General features: G+C 70.7%; 18 protein-coding genes. 11 read left to right on the forward strand and 7 right to left on the reverse strand.

The genetic code is table 11. From position 1 onward, the window contains the following. Positions 1 to 282 precede the first annotated feature (282 nt). The 5 genes from ACZ66S_RS37065 (at position 283) to ACZ66S_RS37085 (ending at position 3814) form a co-directional block, all read left to right on the forward strand. Positions 283 to 1041 carry a GbsR/MarR family transcriptional regulator gene (locus ACZ66S_RS37065; RefSeq protein ID WP_469905983.1) on the forward strand — a complete coding sequence of 253 codons (759 nt, stop codon included), beginning with the start codon at positions 283 to 285 and terminating at the stop codon, positions 1039 to 1041. 112 nt (positions 1042 to 1153) lie between these two features. Further along, on the forward strand, positions 1154 to 1741 hold the full coding sequence (locus ACZ66S_RS37070) for a Uma2 family endonuclease (RefSeq protein WP_469905984.1): 588 nt from the start codon (positions 1154 to 1156) through the stop codon (positions 1739 to 1741). A 17-nt stretch (positions 1742 to 1758) separates the two neighbouring features. Next, positions 1759 to 2394, forward strand: a complete 636-nt coding sequence (locus ACZ66S_RS37075) for a maltokinase N-terminal cap-like domain-containing protein (protein WP_469905985.1) — start codon at positions 1759 to 1761, stop codon at positions 2392 to 2394. Between the two features lie 98 nt (positions 2395 to 2492). Beyond that, positions 2493 to 2876 carry a DoxX family protein gene (locus tag ACZ66S_RS37080; RefSeq protein ID WP_469905986.1) on the forward strand — a complete coding sequence of 128 codons (384 nt, stop codon included), beginning with the start codon at positions 2493 to 2495 and terminating at the stop codon, positions 2874 to 2876. A gap of 23 nt (positions 2877 to 2899) precedes the next feature. Beyond that, positions 2900 to 3814, forward strand: a complete 915-nt coding sequence (locus ACZ66S_RS37085) for an RNA polymerase sigma-70 factor (protein ID WP_469905987.1) — start codon at positions 2900 to 2902, stop codon at positions 3812 to 3814. A 36-nt stretch (positions 3815 to 3850) separates the two neighbouring features. Here ACZ66S_RS37085 and ACZ66S_RS37090 read toward each other — a convergent pair whose 3' ends face one another. Then, positions 3851 to 5446 carry an amidase gene (locus tag ACZ66S_RS37090; protein ID WP_469906157.1) on the reverse strand — a complete coding sequence of 532 codons (1596 nt, stop codon included), beginning with the start codon at positions 5444 to 5446 and terminating at the stop codon, positions 3851 to 3853. A gap of 134 nt (positions 5447 to 5580) precedes the next feature. Between ACZ66S_RS37090 and ACZ66S_RS37095 the strand changes: the two genes are divergently transcribed. After that, the gene (locus ACZ66S_RS37095) at positions 5581 to 6573 is read left to right on the forward strand and encodes an aldo/keto reductase (protein ID WP_469905988.1); all 993 of its coding nucleotides are present in this window, start codon (positions 5581 to 5583) and stop codon (positions 6571 to 6573) included. Between the two features lie 147 nt (positions 6574 to 6720). Here the strand turns inward: ACZ66S_RS37095 and thpR are convergent, their stop codons facing one another. Then, on the reverse strand, positions 6721 to 7293 hold the full coding sequence (gene thpR, locus ACZ66S_RS37100; protein WP_469905989.1) for an RNA 2',3'-cyclic phosphodiesterase: 573 nt from the start codon (positions 7291 to 7293) through the stop codon (positions 6721 to 6723). A 26-nt stretch (positions 7294 to 7319) separates the two neighbouring features. Between thpR and ACZ66S_RS37105 the strand changes: the two genes are divergently transcribed. Next, on the forward strand, positions 7320 to 7850 hold the full coding sequence (locus ACZ66S_RS37105) for a GNAT family N-acetyltransferase (RefSeq protein WP_469905990.1): 531 nt from the start codon (positions 7320 to 7322) through the stop codon (positions 7848 to 7850). Positions 7851 to 7853: 3 nt separating this feature from the next. On the opposite strand, the gene ACZ66S_RS37110 is transcribed toward ACZ66S_RS37105, so the two are convergent. Both ACZ66S_RS37110 and ACZ66S_RS37115 read right to left on the reverse strand, forming a co-directional pair. Next, positions 7854 to 9128: an MFS transporter gene (locus tag ACZ66S_RS37110; protein ID WP_469905991.1), complete on the reverse strand. Its 1275-nt coding sequence runs from the start codon at positions 9126 to 9128 to the stop codon at positions 7854 to 7856. Between the two features lie 97 nt (positions 9129 to 9225). Then, a complete protein-coding gene (locus ACZ66S_RS37115) occupies positions 9226 to 9663 on the reverse strand; it encodes a MarR family winged helix-turn-helix transcriptional regulator (RefSeq protein ID WP_469905992.1) in 438 nt (145 codons plus the stop codon). Between the two features lie 263 nt (positions 9664 to 9926). On the opposite strand from ACZ66S_RS37115, the gene ACZ66S_RS37120 reads away from it, so the two are divergent. Both ACZ66S_RS37120 and ACZ66S_RS37125 read left to right on the forward strand, forming a co-directional pair. After that, a complete protein-coding gene (locus tag ACZ66S_RS37120) occupies positions 9927 to 11093 on the forward strand; it encodes an RICIN domain-containing protein (RefSeq protein WP_469905993.1) in 1167 nt (388 codons plus the stop codon). Between the two features lie 133 nt (positions 11094 to 11226). Then, positions 11227 to 11409 (forward strand): hypothetical protein, encoded by a 183-nt coding sequence (locus ACZ66S_RS37125; RefSeq protein WP_053849503.1) that lies wholly within the window; start codon positions 11227 to 11229, stop codon positions 11407 to 11409. Positions 11410 to 11431: 22 nt separating this feature from the next. On the opposite strand, the gene ACZ66S_RS37130 is transcribed toward ACZ66S_RS37125, so the two are convergent. Further along, positions 11432 to 12826, reverse strand: a complete 1395-nt coding sequence (locus tag ACZ66S_RS37130) for an NCS2 family permease (protein WP_469905994.1) — start codon at positions 12824 to 12826, stop codon at positions 11432 to 11434. Positions 12827 to 12937: 111 nt separating this feature from the next. On the opposite strand from ACZ66S_RS37130, the gene ACZ66S_RS37135 reads away from it, so the two are divergent. Further along, positions 12938 to 13222: a DUF2530 domain-containing protein gene (locus ACZ66S_RS37135; RefSeq protein WP_469905995.1), complete on the forward strand. Its 285-nt coding sequence runs from the start codon at positions 12938 to 12940 to the stop codon at positions 13220 to 13222. Positions 13223 to 13334: 112 nt separating this feature from the next. After that, a complete protein-coding gene (locus ACZ66S_RS37140; protein WP_469905996.1) occupies positions 13335 to 15722 on the forward strand; it encodes a cation-translocating P-type ATPase in 2388 nt (795 codons plus the stop codon). Positions 15723 to 15758: 36 nt separating this feature from the next. Here the strand turns inward: ACZ66S_RS37140 and ACZ66S_RS37145 are convergent, their stop codons facing one another. Together ACZ66S_RS37145 and ACZ66S_RS37150 are read right to left on the reverse strand one after the other, a co-directional pair. After that, positions 15759 to 16559, reverse strand: coding sequence for a hypothetical protein (locus ACZ66S_RS37145; protein ID WP_469905997.1), 801 nt, complete (start codon positions 16557 to 16559; stop codon positions 15759 to 15761). Between the two features lie 133 nt (positions 16560 to 16692). Then, on the reverse strand, positions 16693 to 17547 hold the full coding sequence (locus tag ACZ66S_RS37150; RefSeq protein WP_469905998.1) for a DUF5707 domain-containing protein: 855 nt from the start codon (positions 17545 to 17547) through the stop codon (positions 16693 to 16695). Positions 17548 to 17750 lie beyond the last annotated feature (203 nt).

The following is a 17750-nucleotide window of genomic DNA, read 5'->3' on the forward strand; positions in this document are numbered from 1 at the left end:
CCGGCGGGCAGGTCGATGACGGCGGTGACCGGGGTGGGGGTGTCGAACGTCTGCATGCGGTGCTCCTGGGCTCGTCGTCGCTGTTTCCGATAGACGAAAAGCTACGTTGCATTCACGGAGTCGGCAACATATTTATTGCGTCGACAGTTCATCAGTGCAGCTAGATACAGGGATTTCATTGCAACGAATCGAAAAGCAACGCAACGCGGATCCAACAGTCGTTGCAATAGACCGAAAGTGAACGCTATGCTGCGGTCACCAGGAACCATGAAGGAGGCCGCGATGCCGGGAGGCAGGCTCACCCAGCAGGAACGCCAGCAGATCGCACTGGGAGTGGCCGACGGCCTCGCCTACGCGGAGATCGCCCGCCGCCTCGAACGCCCCACCTCGACGATCACCCGCGAGGTCATGCGCAACGGCGGCCCCACCGCCTACCGCGCCGACCTCGCCCACCGTGCCGCCGAACGCCGGGCCCACCGCCGCCGGCAGGCCGCCCCGCGCGCGGCGCAGGCGCCCGCACCGACCCACGGCCGCGACCCCGAAGCGGTGCGCGACTACGAGGAGACGTTCACCACCGTCCTCATGCAGACGGGCGTACCCAAGATGATGGCGAGGGTGCTGACCTGCCTCTACACGAGCGACACCGGCACGACGACAGCCGCCGAACTCGTCCAGCGCCTTCAGGTCAGCCCCGCGTCCATCTCCAAGGCCATCAGCTACCTGGAGAACCAGGGCCTGGTCCGCCGCGAGCGCGACGAGCGGCGTCGCGAGCGCTATGTCGCCGACGACGACGTCTGGTACCAGTCCATGATCGCCAGTGCGCGCGGCACCATACAGCTCGCGGAGACCGCACGGCAGGGCGTGGGCGTCCTCGGCCGGGACACCCCGGCCGCCGCCCGCCTGGAGAACATCGCCCGCTTCCTCGACTTCGTCTCCGAGAGCATCACCCGCGCCGCGGACCAGGCCCGCGAGGTCCTCCACACCAAGCCGGAGCCCGCGCCGGACAGCGATCCCGCGCTGAACAGCAGGGAGACGAACTGAGCGGTGCCGTGGTCCTCCGACATGGCGTCTCCCGTCGTGTCCTGGTCACCGTGCGTATCGTTGTACCGCGCGGCTGCACTCGTCCATGGGGCAGCCGGGGAGGAGCGCCACGATGACCGTCCTCGAAGACAGGATCGCGATGGCCGAGAGCGACAACACGAGCACCCTCGACGAGATGTTCGAGCGGCTCGAGACGATGCCCGTCCCCGAGGGATACAAGGTCGAGATCGTCGAGGGGACCGTCTACATGTCGCCGCAGCGGGACACCCACTGGGAGATCATCCTGGACATCGTCGAGCAGTTGCGGACCAAGTACCCGCGCAAGCGCGTGAAGTCCGACGTGCGCATCGACTACCCGGGGCACCTCAACGGCTTCGCGACCGACGTGACGGTGATGGCCGAAGGCGCCACGAAGGCGGAGGACGGCCGCTGGTCCCACGAGGAGGTCGAATTCGTCGCCGAGGTGATCTCCAAAGGAACCGCGGCCAACGACTACGGCCCGAAGAAGGCCGCCTACGCCATGGCGGAAGTCCCCGTCTACGTCATCGCGGACCCGTATCAGGGGCGGTGCCACATCTACACCGACCCCAAGGGCGGCGACTACGAGGTCGAGACCAGGGTGCCCTTCGGCAAGGACGTGGACCTCACCGGCACCGTCGTCGGTCTCACCCTCAAAACGGATGAGTTCCCCCGCGACTGACTGACAGAATCCGCCGCATGGCGATCATCCACGACACCACCCTCAAGCCCAGCAAGCTGGAACTCCTCACCACCTGGCTGCCCTCCCGCCCCTGGTACACCGGCACCGGCGTTCCCGAGCTGACCAGGGCCGGCGGCTTCCGCCTGGACGACCCGGAGGGCGAGGTCGGGATCGAGTTCCTGGTGGCCGTCGACTCCTCCGCCCCCGAACCCCTCGCCTACCTCGCCCCCCTCACCTACCGCGCCGCCCCGCTCCCCGGCGCCGAGCACGCCCTCGTCGGCACCATGGAACACGGCGTGCTGGGCACCCGCTGGGCCTACGACGGCGTCCACGACCCGGTGCTGCGCAGCACCCTCCTCGCCCTGTTCGAGGGCCGCGTCCAGGCCCAGGCCCAGAGCGTCAGCGACACCCCCGACCACGAGGTCAGCCACTCCTTCACGGGCTCCGCCCTCACCTCCCCCGAGGGCCCCGTCGAGGTCACCGAGGACCGGGACGGCACCGGGTTCGCCCTCCCGGACGGCACGGTCCTGCGCCTGCACCGGCACCCGCGGCCCACCGCCCTCGACGGCGCGATCGGCCAGGTCACCGGGGCCTGGGAGGCACCGGACGGCACCCGCGCCCGAGGCGTCTTCGCAAGCTTGCGCACTCCCTGAGGACACGCGTGTCACAGCGCGGGCGGCTGTCTCGTCCCGAGGGGTGAGGGCACACCTCGACGCACCCCCCGACGCACGCCCCGACCAAGGAGTGGACGATGGACCTCGCGCTGTGGATCGCCGCCGGACTGCTGGCCGCCGTGGCCCTGACCGGCGGGGTCACCAAGACCTTCGTGCCCAGGGAGAAGCTCGCCGCGGCCCACGGCGGCGGGTGGACGGGGGAGGTCGGCACGGCCTTCGTCAAGTCCCTCGGCATCCTGGAGATCCTGGCCGCGGCGGGCCTGGTCCTGACCGCCGCGCTCGACATCGCCCCGGTCCTGGTCCCCGTGACCGCCGTCTGCTGGATCCTCCTGATGGTCGGTGCGATGATCACCCACGGCCGCCGCGGCGAGTCGGCGCTCGTCGCCCTGAACCTCGTCTACCTGGCCCTCGCGGTGTTCGTCGCGTGGGGCCGCTTCGGCCCCGAGTCCTTCACCGGCTGACCCACGACGACCGAGGAACGGCGATGAGCAGGACCGAGGAGTTCCAGGCGCTGCGACCGCTGCTGTTCTCGATCGCCTACCGCCTCCTCGGCGGTGTCGGCGAGGCCGAGGACGCGGTCCAGGAGACCTGGCTGCGCTACGAGGCCACCCCGACCGAGCCCCGGTCCGTGAAGGCCTACCTGTCGACCACGGTGACCCGGATCGCGATCGACGTACTGCGCTCGGCGCGGGTCCGCCGCGAGCAGTACGTCGGCGACTGGCTTCCCGAGCCGCTTCTCGACGATCCCTACGACGACCCCGTGCGGGCGGCGGAACTGGCCGACTCGGTGTCGGTGGCGGCGCTGTTGCTGCTGGAGCGGCTCAGCCCGGCGGAGCGCGCGGTGTTCGTCCTGCGGGAGGTCTTCGACTTCGGCTTCCCCGAGATCGCGTCGGCGGTGGGCCGTTCCGAGCCGGCCTGCCGCCAGCTCGCGTCCCGGGCCCGGCGCCACATGGCGGCGGGCCGGCCCCGCTTCGCGGCGGACCGCGCGGAACGCGACGAACTGGCGTCCCGCTTCTTCGACGCCCTCCGCGAGGGGGACGTGGACGGGCTGCGGGGGCTGCTCGCCGCCGACGTGTCGATGGTGGGCGACGGCGGCGGCAAGGCACCGCAGTTGGCCAGGGCGGTCACCGGCGCGCGGAACGTGTCCCGGCTGCTCGGCTCGGTCTTCCCGCGGATGGCCCGCGCCGAGGTGACCTTCGAGCCGTGCGAGGTCAACGGCGAGCCGGGCGCGGTCTTCCGTGACCGGGCCGGCAGGGTCCTGCACACCCTGGTCCTGGACATCCTCGACGGCCGCGTCCGCACGATCCGCACGGTCGTCAACCCCGACAAGCTCCGGCACCTGGGCCCGGTGGCGGACGCCTGGGCGATCCACGAGGAGGTCCGGGCGATCCGCCCGTGAGCCGGAGCGAGATCCCCCGCGGGCCCCGAGCCGAGGTCAAAACCCCACGTCCGGCCCGCGGAACGTCGGCACCCGCCGCACGCCGCCGGCCCGCTCGTACGCGTACGCGAGCCGCAGCAGGACCGGTTCGCTCCATGCCGTGCCCATGAACGTCACCCCGACCGGCAGGCCGAACGCGAAGCCCGCAGGCACGCTCACCGCGGGGTACCCGGCGAGCGCCGCGGGCGTGGACGCGCCGCCGCCGTAGGTGTCCCCGCGGATCAGGTCGATCTTGGCCGGGGGGCCGGTCGTCGGCATCACGAGGGCGTCGAGGCGGTGTCGGCGCAGCACCGCGTCGATTCCCTCCGCCCGCGAGAGCCGGTGGTTCACGGCCAGCGCCTCCTCGTACTCCCGTCGCGAGAAGTCCAGCCGCTCCACCGCCTCCAGCCCGTCCTGCCGTGCGTACCGCAGCTCCCGGTCGGCGTGCGCGCGGTTGAAGGCGATCAACTCCCGCAGGTCGCGCGGGTGTTCACCGCCCGCCTCGGCGAGGTAGGTGTTCAGGGCGTGCTTGAACCCGTAGGCCTGGACGACCGTCGTGCCGGGCAGGTCCTCCAACTGCTCGGCGGTGGGGATGTCCGCGGGGTCGACGATCACCGCCCCGGCCGCGCGCATCACCTCGATCGCCCGCTCGGCGATGTCGTCGGCGTGGTCGCTGTACCCGAAGTACACGGCCCGCGGGACCCCGACGCGCGCGCCGCGCAGCCCGTCCGCGTCCAGGAAGCGGGTGTAGTCGCGGTGGGCGTGGCCCCGGCTCGCGGCCGTCGCGGGGTCCCTGGCGTCGACCCCTGTCAGGGTGCCGAGCATGATCGCCGCGTCCCGGACCGTACGCGCCATGGGCCCGACGCTGTCCTGGCTCGGCACACCGGGGATCACCCCGCCCCGGCCGACCAGTCCTACGGTCGGCTTGACCCCGACGACGCAGTTCGCCGACGCCGGGTCGATGATCGAGCCGTTGGTCTCGGTGCCGATCCCGGCGACGCACAGGTTGGCCGCGACGGCGACACCGGTGCCGGAGCTGGACTCGTTGGGCGAGCGGTCCAGCTTGTAGGGGTTGCGGGTCTGGCCGCCGCGCGCGCTCCACCCGGCGTGGTGGGTGAGCGAGAGGCCACCCGCCCACTCGCTGAGGTTGGTCTTGCCGAGCAGGACGGCACCGGCGGCCCGCAGCCGGGCGGCGACCGTGGCGTCCCGCGCGGGCCGCAGCCCGGTCAGGGCGAGCGAGCCGGCCGTGGTGTGCATCCGGTCCGCGGTCTCCACCAGGTCCTTCAGCAGCACGGGCATGCCGTGCAGCGGCCCCCGGGGCCGCCCGTCCGCGTCCCGTCGCCGCGCCTCCCGCAGCGCGTCGGGGTTGACCTCGATCACGGCGTGCAGCAGCGGGTCGAGGCGCTCGATCCGCTCCAGGTAGAAGCGGGTGAGCCGCTCCGCGTCGAGCCGCCCCGCGTCCATCAGCGCGCGCAGCTCGCCGATGCCCAGCTCGTCGAACTCCCCGGCCGCGACATCCGCGGCCCTGGCCGGCCCCGTACCCAGCAGGGGTGTGGCCGCCGCGGCGGTGCCGAGCGCCAGCACGTTCCGCCGGGTGGCCCGGATTCCCTCCATACGTGTCATGCACGGCACGCTAGAGACGAATCCGCCCGGACTCCCTCCGGCTGTCCCCCGGTTCCACAGGGGCGCAATCCCCCCCGAAGCCCGCGCTTGCGTGGAGTCCACTCCAAGGCGTTGGCTGGACCACCATGAAGTACACGCAGCTCGGACGCACCGGACTCAAGGTCAGCCGACTCGTCCTCGGCACCATGAACTTCGGCCCGCAGACCGACGAGGCCGACTCGCACGCGATCATGGACTCGGCTCTCGACGCGGGAATCAACTTCTTCGACACCGCCAACGTGTACGGCTGGGGCGAGAACAAGGGCCGTACCGAAGAGATCATCGGCAACTGGTTCGCGAAGAGCGCCGCCCACCGCGACAAGGTGGTCCTCGCCACCAAGGTCTACGGCAACATGGCCGCGGACGGCGAGGCCTGGCCCAACCACGACAAGCTGTCGGCGCTGAACATCCGCCGTGCCGTCGACGCCTCGCTCAAGCGGCTCCGGACCGACCACATCGACGTCTACCAGTTCCACCACGTCGACCGCGCCACTCCCTTCGAGGAGATCTGGCAGGCCGTCGACACCCTCGTCCAGCAGGGCAAGATCCTGTACGTCGGGTCCTCCAACTTCCCCGGCTACAAGATCGCCCAGGCCAACGAGATCGCCGCGCGGCGGGGCGGCACCATCGGCCTCGTCAGCGAGCAGTGCCTCTACAACCTGGCCGAGCGGCGCGCCGAGATGGAGGTCATCCCGGCCGCCCAGGAGTACGGCCTCGGCGTGATCCCCTGGTCGCCGCTGCACGGCGGGCTGCTCGGCGGGGTCATCAAGAAGGAGGCCACGGGCGGGCGCCGCGCCTCCGGCCGTGCCGCCGACACCCTCGCCGACCCGGCCAAGCGGGCCCAGATCCAGTCGTACGAGGACCTGCTGGAGAAGCACGGCCTGGAGCCCGGCGAGGCGGCCCTGGCGTGGCTGCTGACGCGTCCCGGCGTCACGGGCCCGATCGTCGGCCCGCGCACGGCCGAGCAGCTCGCGTCGGCGGTCAGGGCGGTCGAGCTGGAGCTGGGTGAGGAGGTCCTGTCCGGTCTGGACGAGATCTTCCCGGGCACGGGCCCCTCTCCGGAGGCCTTCGCCTGGTAGCGCCCGGCGGGGGAACTGCGCGACCGGCCGCGACCGGCCGCAGTTCCCCTACCTGCCGAGGACGGCGGCCACCGCCACGACGACGAACATCATCACAAGCACACCGGCCATGATCCGGTTCCGGGTCTTCGGGTCCACGTGTCGAGCCTAACCGGCTCCGCCCAGCGGCCAGCGGCCGACCACCTCGTAGCGGGGCTGTTCCCCCGGCACCCCGGACCCCGGCAGGTTGCTCCGCACCAGCGCCAGCTCGTCCACGGTCCAGGTGCGGCTCGTGAACCCGTCGAGCACCTCCAGGCACGGTCCCACGTCCACCGCCTGCCGGCTGCGCGCCACGGTCAGGTGGGCCCTGTACCGCCGGTGCTCCCCCGTCTCCACCCCGGCCCGCCGCGCGGCCGCCTGTGCCCGCTCCGCCAGCAGCCGCAGCACCGGCAGCTCGCCGGAGGCCCCCGCCCACAGGGCCCGACCGTGCCCGAACTGCCCGCCCCCGCGCACGGCCAGCGGGAAACGGGCGGTCCGCCGAGCCGCCCGCTCCAGCCGCTCCGCCAGCTCCGGTACGACGTCCTCGTCGACCTCGCCGTAGAAGGCGAGCGTGAAGTGCCAGCCCGGGACGCCGGTCCAGCGCAGCTCCTCGGCGACGGGCAGCTTCCTCAAGTCGGCGACCACTGCGGCGAGTTCCTCGGTGACATCCTGCGGAGGCAGTACCGCGGCGAAGAGTCTCATGGCGGCCAGCCTGTCACCATCGGGGCATGGAGATCACCATCAGGGACGGCGGGCCCGAGGACATACCCGCGATCCTCGGCATGCTGGACAGCAGTGTGCAGTGGCTGGTCGCGCGAGGACGCCCCGGCCAGTGGGGGACCCGGCCGCTGTCGGCGAGTCCCGGGACGGTCGAGTCCGTCACCCGGTACGTGGCGGAGGGCAGCGTGTACATCGCCGAGGCCGACGGGGTACCGGCGGCGACGCTCACGCTCACCGACGCGCCCGGCGCCTACCTGGCGCATCTGCCGCCGCCAGGCGAGCCCGAGCGGTACATCCACTGGCTCGCCTCCGACCGCCGCTTCCAGGCCCACGGCATCGGCAGCGCCCTCCTCGCGCACGCCGCCGAACAGACCCGGCGCGCGGGCGTCGGCCTGCTGCGGGTGGACTGCTACGCGGGTGACGACCGCCGTTTGGTCGCCTACTACGAGGCCAACGGCTTCGCCCCGACGGACACGTACACCGCCGGGGCGAACAACGACTGGCCGGGCCAGGTACTGGCCATGCGCGTACGGCCGTAGGGCTCAGGCCGCGGGCGCCAACTGCTCCTGCGCCTCGCGCGGCACGAACCGGACCTGCGGGTGACCGCGGTGCCAGCCGACCGACAGACGCAGATTGCCGACGCGGGCCAGGACCAGGCCGATCGTCGCGGCCGCCACCGCGGCGATCGCACCGCCCACCGCGAGACCGGCGCGCACGCCGTACGCGTCGGTGACCCAGCCGGCGATCGGCGCGCCGATCGGGGAGCCGCCCATGAACACCATCATGTAGAGGGCCATCACACGGCCCCGCATGGCCGGGTCGGTGCCCATCTGCACGCTGGTGTTGGCGGTGACGTTGACCGTCATGCCGAACATGCCGATCGGGGCCATGAGCAGGGCGAACAGCCACAGCGAGGGGGCCGCCGCGGCCACGATCTCCAGTGTGCCGAAGGCCACCGCGCCCACCACCAGCACCCGCATCCGGGCGGTGCCGCGCCGGGCCGCGAGCAGGGCGCCGGCCAGGGAGCCGACCGCCATCACCGTGTTGAAGAGGCTGTAGGAGCCCGCGCCGGCGTGGAAGACGTCGTCGGCGAAGGCCGAGAGGTACACGGGGAAGTTGAAGCCGAAGGTGGACACGAACCCGACCAGGACGATGGTCCAGATCAGCTCCGGCCGCCCGGCCACGTAGTGCAGGCCCTCCCGCAACTGCCCCTTGCCGCGCGGGGCGCGCTCCACGACGTGCAGCTCGCGGGCCCGCATCATCAGCAGGCCGACCAGCGGGGCGACGAAGGACAGGCCGTTGGCGAGGAACGCCCAGCCGGTGCCGACGCCGGTGATCATGACACCCGCGACGGCGGGGCCGATCAGTCGGGCCGACTGGAAGTTCGCGGAGTTCAGGCTGACCGCGTTCTGGAGCTGGCCGGGCCCGACCATCTCGGAGACGAACGACTGGCGGGCCGGGTTGTCGACGACCGTCGCGAGACCCACGGCGAAGGCCGCGAGGTAGACGTGCCAGACCTGGACGTGGCCGGTCAGGGTGAGGACGGCCAGCGCGATGCCGGTGGCGCCCATCGCGGACTGCGTGAACAGCAGCGCCCGGCGCTTGGACAGCCGGTCGACGAGGACACCGCCGTAGAGGCCGAAGAGCAGCATCGGCAGGAACTGCAGGGCCGTCGTGACGCCGACGGCGGTGGCGGAGCCGGTGAGGCTGAGCACCAGCCAGTCCTGCGCGATGCGCTGCATCCAGGTGCCGATGTTCGAGACGACCTGGCCGGCGAAGAACAGCCGGTAGTTCCTGACCTTCAGCGAGCTGAACATGGACGACTTGCGGGACGCAGAGGTAGAAGGGATCGGTGCGGGGGCGGATTCTGCTCCGGGTCCCGTACTCAAAGTGCGTTCGCCTCCTCTTCGTGGCTTACAGGTGTGCGAGTTTCTCCAGCACGGGGGCGGCTTCGCGCAGTTTCGCCCACTCGTCCTCGTCGAGGCCGTCGACCAGGGTGGCGAGGAAGGCGTTCCGCTTGGCGCGGCTCTCCGCGAGCATGGCCTCGGCCTGCTCGGTCTTGGTGACGACCTTCTGGCGCCGGTCCTCGGGGTGCGGCTCCAGCCGGACGAGACCCTTGGCCTCCAGCAGCGCCACGATGCGGGTCATCGACGGCGGCTGGACGTGCTCCTTGCGGGCGAGCTCCCCCGGGGTGGCCCGGCCGCAGACGGAGAGGGTGCCCAGCACCGACATCTCGGTGGGGCTCAGTGACTCGTCGACCCGCTGGTGCTTGAGCCGACGGGACAGTCGCATCACGGCTGATCGCAGGGAGTTCACGGCGGCTACGTCGTCGCCATGGGTAAGGTCCGGCATCTCTTTAGCATAACTCATTACTCTGGCTAAACAAGCTGGCGCCCACGGGGATTCCCGTGACTCCGGCCACTCGTCACCCATTCGTCATCCGATCCGGCACAACCTTCGACGACGGTGACCCACCTCACACCGGAACCCCAACTACCGCCCCATTTAGGGGATTTGACGTGGTGGACAGGGCCGACCGCACAGGGTTACATCGGCTGCCACGCCCGTCGTGCCGTGTCCCGTCCGTGATCCCCACTCACCCGAGGAATCCCGCCTTGCGACACCTCAGACAGCTACGGCTCGCCGCGCTGGCGATGCTCCTGGCAGCGGCTCCGACCGCCTGGTCCGCCGCCCCGGCACCCGCCGTCACCGGCACCCCCGTCGCCGACACCACCTTCGGCTACACCGCACAGCTCGTCGTCGGCGACCACGACCGCGGCTGCTCCGGGGTCCTGGTGGCCCCCCAGTGGCTGCTCACCGGCGCGAGCTGCTTCGCCGAGGACCCCGCCACGAGCCTCGCCGTCCCCGCGGGCAGGCCGGCGTCGCCGACCACCGCCACCATCGGCCGCTCCGACCTCACCACCGGCACCGGCGCGGTGCGCCAGGTCGTCGAGCTGGTGCCCAGCGCTACCGGCCGCGACGTGATCCTGGCCCGGCTGAACCAGGCGGTCACCAACGTCACCCCGGTCGCCCTGGCCACGACCGAGCCCACCGCGGGAGAGACCCTGGCCTTCGCCGGGTTCGGGCGGACCCGCACCGAGTGGGCGCCCCTGAAGCTGCACTCCGGCGCGCTCTCGGTGGACGCCTCGGACGCGGCCACGCTCACCGTCACCGGCGCCGACGGGGTGGCCGCGTGCGCCGGTGACACCGGCGGCCCGGTGGTGCGCACGACCAACGGCACCGACCGGCTGGTGGCCCTCACCAGCCGCTCGTACCAGGGCGGCTGCTACGGCACGGACGGCACCGAGACACGGACCGGCGGCGTCGCCGCCCGCGTCGACGGACTGGCCTCCTGGATCGACGCCGCCGTCACCGCCGCCCGGCCCCTCACCAACCAGGGGACCGCCAGGTGCCTGGCCGTGCCCCGGGCCGACACGGAGAACGGCACCGGTCTGATCCAGTGGACCTGCAACGGCGGCGCGGAGCAGAAGTGGCACCTGACACCGGTCGCGGGCGGCAACGGCGACCGCTATGTCGTCAAGAACGCCAACAGCGGCCGGTGCCTCGCGATGCCGGCCGGCTCGGTCACCGACGCCACCCAGGCCATCCAGTGGACCTGCAACGGCGGCAAGGAGCAGGTCTGGATCCATGACAGCCTCGACCGGCTGCGGAACCTGAACAGCGACAAGTGCCTGGCCATCCCGGCGTCCAACCCGGCCATCGGCACCAAGGTCATCCAGTGGCCGTGCTCGGCCAACACCGACCAGAGGTGGACCTGGTAGCGGCGGGCGGCCCGGCCCCGGAAGGCCCAGGCTCCCCGCCCCGGCGGGCGCCGAAACCGGATCTTCACCCGAACGAGTGAGTCGGGTGCGGAAAGTGAACGCTGGTCCCCGGTGGACGACGACCCTCGTCTGCATGGGGACCAGCGTGCTCAGCCTGCGGATAGACGGGGAGCTGCTCGAGCGGCTCCGGGACCATGCGGCCAAGAGGGGGATGAGCGTCCAGGACTATGTGATCCGAACGCTCGTCCGGGACGACTTCGACGAACGGTTCCAGACCGCCGTCGACGAGACCGAGAAGTTCTACGGGGTCACGTGAGACCGGGGCGCGCGAGGGCGGCTCACGTCAGGCCCAGGGCCGGCATCAGGTAGTAGAAGGCGAAGACGGCGGAGACGACGTACATCGCGGCCGGGATCTCCCGGGCCCGCCCCGCCGCCAGGCGCAGCACCACGAAGGTGATGAAGCCCATGCCGATGCCGTTGGTGATCGAGTAGGTGAACGGCATCATCACCATCGTCACGAAGGCCGGGATCGCGATGGTGTGGTCGCCCCAGTCGATGTCGCGGACCGAGTTCGCCAGGATCAGGAAGCCCACGGCGAGCAGTGCGGGGGTCGCGGCCTGGGACGGGACCATGGTGGCGACGGGCGTCAGGAAGAGGGCCACGGCGAAGAGCCCGCCGGTGACCACGTTCGCGAAGCCGGTGCGGGCGCCCTCGCCGACGCCCGCCGTGGACTCCACGAAGGCCGTGGTGGCGGAGGAGGAGCTGGCACCGCCCGCGGCGACCGCGAGGCCGTCGACGAAGAGGACCTTGTTGATGCCGGGCATCTGGCCCTGGGCGTCGGTGAGCTTGGCCTCGTCGGAGACGCCCATGATCGTGCCCATCGCGTCGAAGAAGCACGACAGCAGGACCGTGAAGACGAAGAGGATGCCGGTCAGCACACCGACCTTGTCGAAGCCGCCGAAGAGGCTGACCTTGCCGAGCAGACCGAAGTCGGGGGTGGCGACCGGGTTGCCGGGCCACTTCGGGGCGGTGAGCCCCCAGGACGGGACCTTGGCGACCGCCTCGATGATCATCGCCAGGACCGTCATGGTGACGATGGAGATGAGGATCGCGCCCGAGACCTTGCGGACGATCAGCGCGAGGGTCAGCAGGGCGCCCAGGACGAAGACCACGACCGGCCAGCCGTTGAGGTGGCCATCGCCGCCGAGCTGGAGCGGCACGGTGGTCTGGGCGACGTCCGGGATGCGGGAGACGAAGCCGGAGTCCACGAGCCCGATCAGCATGATGAACAGGCCGATACCGATGGAGATCGCCTTGCGCAGGCCGAAGGGCACCGCGTTCATCACGCGTTCCCGCAGACCGGTGGCGACCAGCAGCATCACGATGAAGCCGGCCAGCACGACCATGCCCATCGCGTCCGGCCAGGACATCCGGGGCGCGAGCTGGAGCGCGACGACGGAGTTCACGCCGAGCCCGGCCGCCAGGGCGATCGGGACGTTGCCGACCACGCCCATGAGGAGCGTGGTGAAGGCCGCGGTCACGGCGGTCGCGGTGACCAACTGGCCGTTGTCGAGCTGATGGCCGTACATGTCCTTGGCGCTGCCGAGGATGATCGGGTTCAGCACGATGATGTAGGCCATCGCGAAGAAGGTGGCGAAGCCGCCCCGGATCTCGCGCGGCAGGGTACTGCCCCGTTCGGAGATCTTGAAGTAGCGGTCGAGGGCGGTCGGCATTGGATGTTCCTACGAGTAGAAGTGGACAGACGCAAACCGTTTCAGTATGAACGTATGAAGCCGGAGGAGCCATCTCCGCGCGTAGACCTGATCGCCTCGTAAGCTGTCCCCATGGCCGGATTTTTCTCGGGACCCCTCAGGCACGAGGCTCCGGAGCCCCTGGAGGGCCCCGTGGTCGCCACCGTCACCGGTGGCACGATCCTCTGGTTCGCACTCTTCCTCGTGCAGCTTCCCTTCTACGGCTGGTTCGCGGACCACGACCGCACCTGGTGGCTGTGGACCTGCCTGGCCGGGGGCGTGCTCGGGCTGTACGGCACCTGGTACGTGCGCAAGCGGGACGCGGCCCTCAGGAACGCGGCCGCCACCGACTCCGCCGCCGACCCTGCGTCCGAGTGACGAGCGCCCCCTAGTACCACGGCATCACTCGCCCTCTCCCGTCTCCTCCCCAGGTCGGAACTTCCGGTCACTCGGCGGGTGAAGCCGCAAAACCGCACGTACCGTCGAATGCATGACGCACATCGACGCGGGCGCCGCACTCGACCGCACGACGGCCCCGTCAGCGGCGGTGACCGGCCTGACCGCCGCCGAGGTCGCCGAGCGGGTGACGCGGGGCCAGGTCAACGACGTGCCGGTGCGCAGCAGCCGGACCCTGGCGGAGATCGTCCGGGCGAACGTCTTCACCCGGTTCAACGCGATCATCGGTGTGCTCTGGCTGGTCATGCTGTTCGTCGCGCCGTTCCAGGACAGCCTGTTCGGCTACGTCATCCTCGCCAACACCGGCATCGGCATCGTCCAGGAGTGGCGGGCGAAGAAGACCCTCGACTCGCTCGCGGTGATCGGCGAGGCGCGGCCGACCGTACGGCGGGACGGCACCGCGACCGCGGTCGGCACCTCGGAGATCGTCCTCGACGACCTCATCGAGATCGGGCCCGGCGACAAGGCCGTGGTCGACGGGGAGGTCGTGGAGGCCGACGGCCTGGAGATCGACGAGTCGCTGCTGACCGGTGAGGCCGACCCGGTGGTCAAACGGCCCGGCGACCAGGTGATGTCCGGGAGTTTCGTGGTCGCCGGCGGCGGCGCCTTCCGGGCCACCAAGGTGGGCCGCGAGGCCTACGCCGCCCAGTTGGCCGAGGAGGCCTCCCGCTTCACCCTGGTCCACTCCGAGCTGCGCTCCGGCATCTCCACGATCCTCAAGTACGTGACGTGGATGATGGTCCCGACCGCGCTCGGCCTGGTCGTCAGCCAGCTCTTCGTGAAGGACAACGACCTCAAGGACTCGGTCGCCCGGACGGTCGGCGGCATCGTGCCCATGGTCCCCGAGGGACTCGTCCTGCTGACCTCCGTCGCCTTCGCCATCGGCGTCATCCGGCTTGGCCGGAAACAGGCCCTCGTACAGGAACTCCCCGCCATCGAGGGCCTCGCCCGCGTCGACACGGTCTGCCTCGACAAGACCGGCACCCTCACCGAGGGCGGCATGGACGTCACCGAGCTCAGGCCCCTCCAGGGCGCCGACGAGTCGTACGTGCGGAAGGTCCTGGGTGCCCTCGGCGAGTCGGACCCGCGGCCGAACGCCTCCCTCCAGGCGATCATCGACGCCTACCCGGACGTGCAGGAGTGGCGCTGCACCGAGTCGCTCCCCTTCTCCTCCGCCCGCAAGTACAGCGGCGCCACCTTCAGCGAGGGCGACGGCGAGTCCAGTACGTGGCTGCTGGGGGCGCCGGACGTGCTCCTGTCCCCCGACGACCCCGCGCTCGCCGAGACCGGGCGGCTCAACGAGCAGGGGCTGCGCGTGCTGCTGCTGGCCCGCGCCGCCCGCGACCTCGACCATCCCGAGGTGGCCCGGGGAGCGCGGCCGACCGCCCTCGTCGTACTGGAGCAGCGGCTGCGCCCCGACGCGGCCGACACCCTGCGCTACTTCGCCGAACAGGACGTCCGGGCCAAGGTCGTCTCCGGGGACAACGCGGTGTCGGTCGGGGCGGTGGCGGCCAAGCTCGGGCTGAACGGCAGCACGGTGGACGCCCGCCGGCTGCCCACCGAGCCGGACCGGATGGCGGAGGCGCTCGACGAGGGCACGGTGTTCGGGCGGGTCACCCCGCAGCAGAAGCGGGACATGGTGGGGGCGCTCCAGTCGCGCGGGCACACGGTCGCGATGACCGGTGACGGGGTCAACGACGTGCTCGCCCTGAAGGACGCCGACATCGGGGTGGCGATGGGCTCCGGTTCGGAGGCCACGCGGGCGGTCGCCCAGATCGTGCTGCTGAACAACAGCTTCGCGACGCTGCCGTCGGTGGTCGCGGAGGGCCGGCGGGTGATCGGCAACATCACCCGGGTCGCGACCCTGTTCCTCGTCAAGACCGTCTACTCGGTGCTGCTGGCGGTCCTCGTGGTGTGCTGGCAGGTCGAGTACCCGTTCCTGCCGCGGCACCTGACCCTGCTGTCGACGCTGACGATCGGCGTCCCCGCCTTCTTCCTGGCCCTCGCTCCCAACACGGAGCGCGCGCGACCGCACTTCGTGCGGCGGGTGATGCGGTACTCGATCCCCGGCGGGGTGGTGGCGGCCGTCGCGACCTTCGTGACGTACCTGATCGCCCGTCACCACTACACGGGTTCCGGCGCCCTGGACGCGGAGACCAGTGCGGCGACCCTGACCCTGTTCCTGATCTCGATGTGGGTGCTGGCGATCATCGCCCGCCCGTACACCTGGTGGCGCCTCGCGCTGGTCGCGGCGATGGGCCTCGGGTTCGTCCTGGTCCTGGCCGTGCCCTGGCTCCAGGACTTCTTCGCGCTGAAGCTGGTCGGACTGACGATGCCGTGGATCGCGGTCGGCATCTCGGTGGTGGCGGCGGCCGCCCTGGAACTCCTGTGGAGGTGGGTCGACCGCCGCGGTCCCGCTTAACGCCGGGTCCTACTGGTCCTGCTGGTCCTGCTGGTCCTACTGGACGTCTACGAAGTCGCCCGCCGCGCTCACGGGAGACGTGGTCGTCGTGCCCGCGAAGCTGTAGCGGTAGTAGCCGTCAGCCGTCGCCGTGGTCGTCGTCCTCAGCGCGCCCGTGGACGACGTCTTGACGGTCTTCAGCGTCGTGTAGGTGCTGCTGCCCTTCTTGCGGAACTGGAGCTTCACCGGCTGGGTGGAGTACCCCGCGTAGGTGTTGGTGTCCCAGTTGGCGCGGGCGAGCTTGCCCGTCACGGTGATCGTCTTCCCCTTCTTCACCGGCTCCGGGGAGGCGTTGACGGTGAGGGTGGCCCGGCGCTGGAGGTGGGTGGTGCCGAGGCCGCCCTGCCAGGTGATCCCGTCGCTCTCGTTGACTGCGAGGGCGCCCAGCTTCCAGGTGCCCGACTGGCTGTTGATCAGGTCGGAGGCATCGTCGGCGGACTTCGGGCGGAACGCGATCTTCGCCGAGCACTTCAGGACCGTCGAGGAGGACGCCGTGCAGGTGCCGGGGTTGTCGCTGATGACGAGGTCGTCGGAGTCCATGCCGAGCGTGGCACCGCGGTAGAGCGCGGGCCCGGTCTGGAAGGAACTCGCGCTCAGGCTCGCGGGCTTGGTCACGGTGTAGGTCGCCGAGACGGTGACGGTCGTCGTCGAGCCGACCACGATGTCCTTGCCGCTGTTGACCTTCAGGTTGGAGAAGGTGACGGCGGGCCCGGCCGTGGCGGCCTGGGCGGCCGGCACGGCGAGGGCGGAGAGGGCCACGGCGCCGGAGGCGGCGAGGACGAGGGCGCGTATGCGCATGTGCGTTCCCCATGAGGAGAGAAGGATCTCGGAGTCTGCTGACTCACTCCGTAGATCCGGAACGCATGGGACTGGTTGTACGGGTGGGCCGTGATTTTCCCCGCACATGCGCAACGCTTTGCTTCGGCTCGACTTACTTGACGTCGACGAAGTCACCCGCGGCGTTGACGGCCGGGGTGGTGGAGGTGCCCGCGAAGCTCCAGCGGAAGTACCCGTCGACCGTGGCCTTGACCGTGGTCTTCAGGTCGCCCTTGCTGTTGGTCTTGATCGTCTTCAGCGTGGTGTAGGTGCTGGAGTCCTTCTTCCGGAACTGCAGCTTCACCGGCTGGGTCGAGTACCCGGCGTACGTCCGCGTCTCCCAGTTGGCCCGCGTCAGCTTCCCGGTGACGGTGATGGTCTTCCCCTTCTTCACCGGCTCGGGGGAGGCGTTGACGGTGAGCTTCGACAGGCGCTGGACCCGGTGGGTGCTGTGGAAGTCGTTCCAGTAGACGCTGCCGGCCTCGTCGTTCGCGAGGACACCGGCGGTGACGTGCCAGGTGCCGGCCAGCGTGTTCATGTACAGGTCGCTGCCGGGGACGGCGGTGAGGGTGAGCTTGCAGGTCGAGGTGGTGGTGGTGACCGCGGTGCAGGTGGCGGCCTCCTCGTTCGGCGTGAGCAGACCGTCGATGTGGTCGAGGTCCTTGCCGTGCCACAGGTCGATGTAGGCGTCCTGGATGCCGGCGGAGTGGCTGGCCGTCAGGGAGACGGTGAACTTCTTGGCGGCCGTCGTGCCGACGACGACGTCTTTGGCACCGTTGATCGTCACCTTGGAGACGACCGGCAGCTCCTCGGCGGCGGCGGCCGTGCTCATCGCCGACCGGGAGACACCGAAGCGCTCGGCGGCGGTGGTCTTGTCGAGACCGCCGTCGGCGGCCTGCACGGCCGGAACGGCGAGGGCGGAGAGGGCCAGGGCACCGGAGACGGCGGCCACGGTGACACGAATACGCATGTGTTCCCCACGTGAGGTCGGTGAGTCTGAGTGACTCGACTGATCAGATAAACAAGTGGGGCGAAAGGTTGCGCGACTGGTAAGAGTTTTGTGTGCGCACCTTCTACGCCCTCACCGGTTACTGACGCTTCCGGCAGTTGATCGGGGTCGCGCTCGACCTGGAGCACTACGACTACTTCCTGGAACCCGGGGCCGGCTGAGGC

The sequence above is a fragment of the Streptomyces sp. NPDC107471 genome (assembly GCF_055582845.1).

Coding starts and splice junctions, on each gene's coding strand:
- ACZ66S_RS37065 (WP_469905983.1), top strand. CDS start 283: ATGCCGGGAGGCAGGCTCACCCAGCAGGAACGCCAGCAGATCGCACTG.
- ACZ66S_RS37070 (WP_469905984.1), top strand. CDS start 1,154: ATGACCGTCCTCGAAGACAGGATCGCGATGGCCGAGAGCGACAACACG.
- ACZ66S_RS37075 (WP_469905985.1), top strand. CDS start 1,759: ATGGCGATCATCCACGACACCACCCTCAAGCCCAGCAAGCTGGAACTC.
- ACZ66S_RS37080 (WP_469905986.1), top strand. CDS start 2,493: ATGGACCTCGCGCTGTGGATCGCCGCCGGACTGCTGGCCGCCGTGGCC.
- ACZ66S_RS37085 (WP_469905987.1), top strand. CDS start 2,900: ATGAGCAGGACCGAGGAGTTCCAGGCGCTGCGACCGCTGCTGTTCTCG.
- ACZ66S_RS37090 (WP_469906157.1), bottom strand. CDS start 5,446: ATGGAGGGAATCCGGGCCACCCGGCGGAACGTGCTGGCGCTCGGCACC.
- ACZ66S_RS37095 (WP_469905988.1), top strand. CDS start 5,581: ATGAAGTACACGCAGCTCGGACGCACCGGACTCAAGGTCAGCCGACTC.
- thpR (WP_469905989.1), bottom strand. CDS start 7,293: ATGAGACTCTTCGCCGCGGTACTGCCTCCGCAGGATGTCACCGAGGAA.
- ACZ66S_RS37105 (WP_469905990.1), top strand. CDS start 7,320: ATGGAGATCACCATCAGGGACGGCGGGCCCGAGGACATACCCGCGATC.
- ACZ66S_RS37110 (WP_469905991.1), bottom strand. CDS start 9,128: ATGTTCAGCTCGCTGAAGGTCAGGAACTACCGGCTGTTCTTCGCCGGC.
- ACZ66S_RS37115 (WP_469905992.1), bottom strand. CDS start 9,663: ATGCCGGACCTTACCCATGGCGACGACGTAGCCGCCGTGAACTCCCTG.
- ACZ66S_RS37125 (WP_053849503.1), top strand. CDS start 11,227: ATGGGGACCAGCGTGCTCAGCCTGCGGATAGACGGGGAGCTGCTCGAG.
- ACZ66S_RS37130 (WP_469905994.1), bottom strand. CDS start 12,826: ATGCCGACCGCCCTCGACCGCTACTTCAAGATCTCCGAACGGGGCAGT.
- ACZ66S_RS37135 (WP_469905995.1), top strand. CDS start 12,938: ATGGCCGGATTTTTCTCGGGACCCCTCAGGCACGAGGCTCCGGAGCCC.
- ACZ66S_RS37140 (WP_469905996.1), top strand. CDS start 13,335: ATGACGCACATCGACGCGGGCGCCGCACTCGACCGCACGACGGCCCCG.
- ACZ66S_RS37145 (WP_469905997.1), bottom strand. CDS start 16,559: ATGCGCATACGCGCCCTCGTCCTCGCCGCCTCCGGCGCCGTGGCCCTC.
- ACZ66S_RS37150 (WP_469905998.1), bottom strand. CDS start 17,547: ATGCGTATTCGTGTCACCGTGGCCGCCGTCTCCGGTGCCCTGGCCCTC.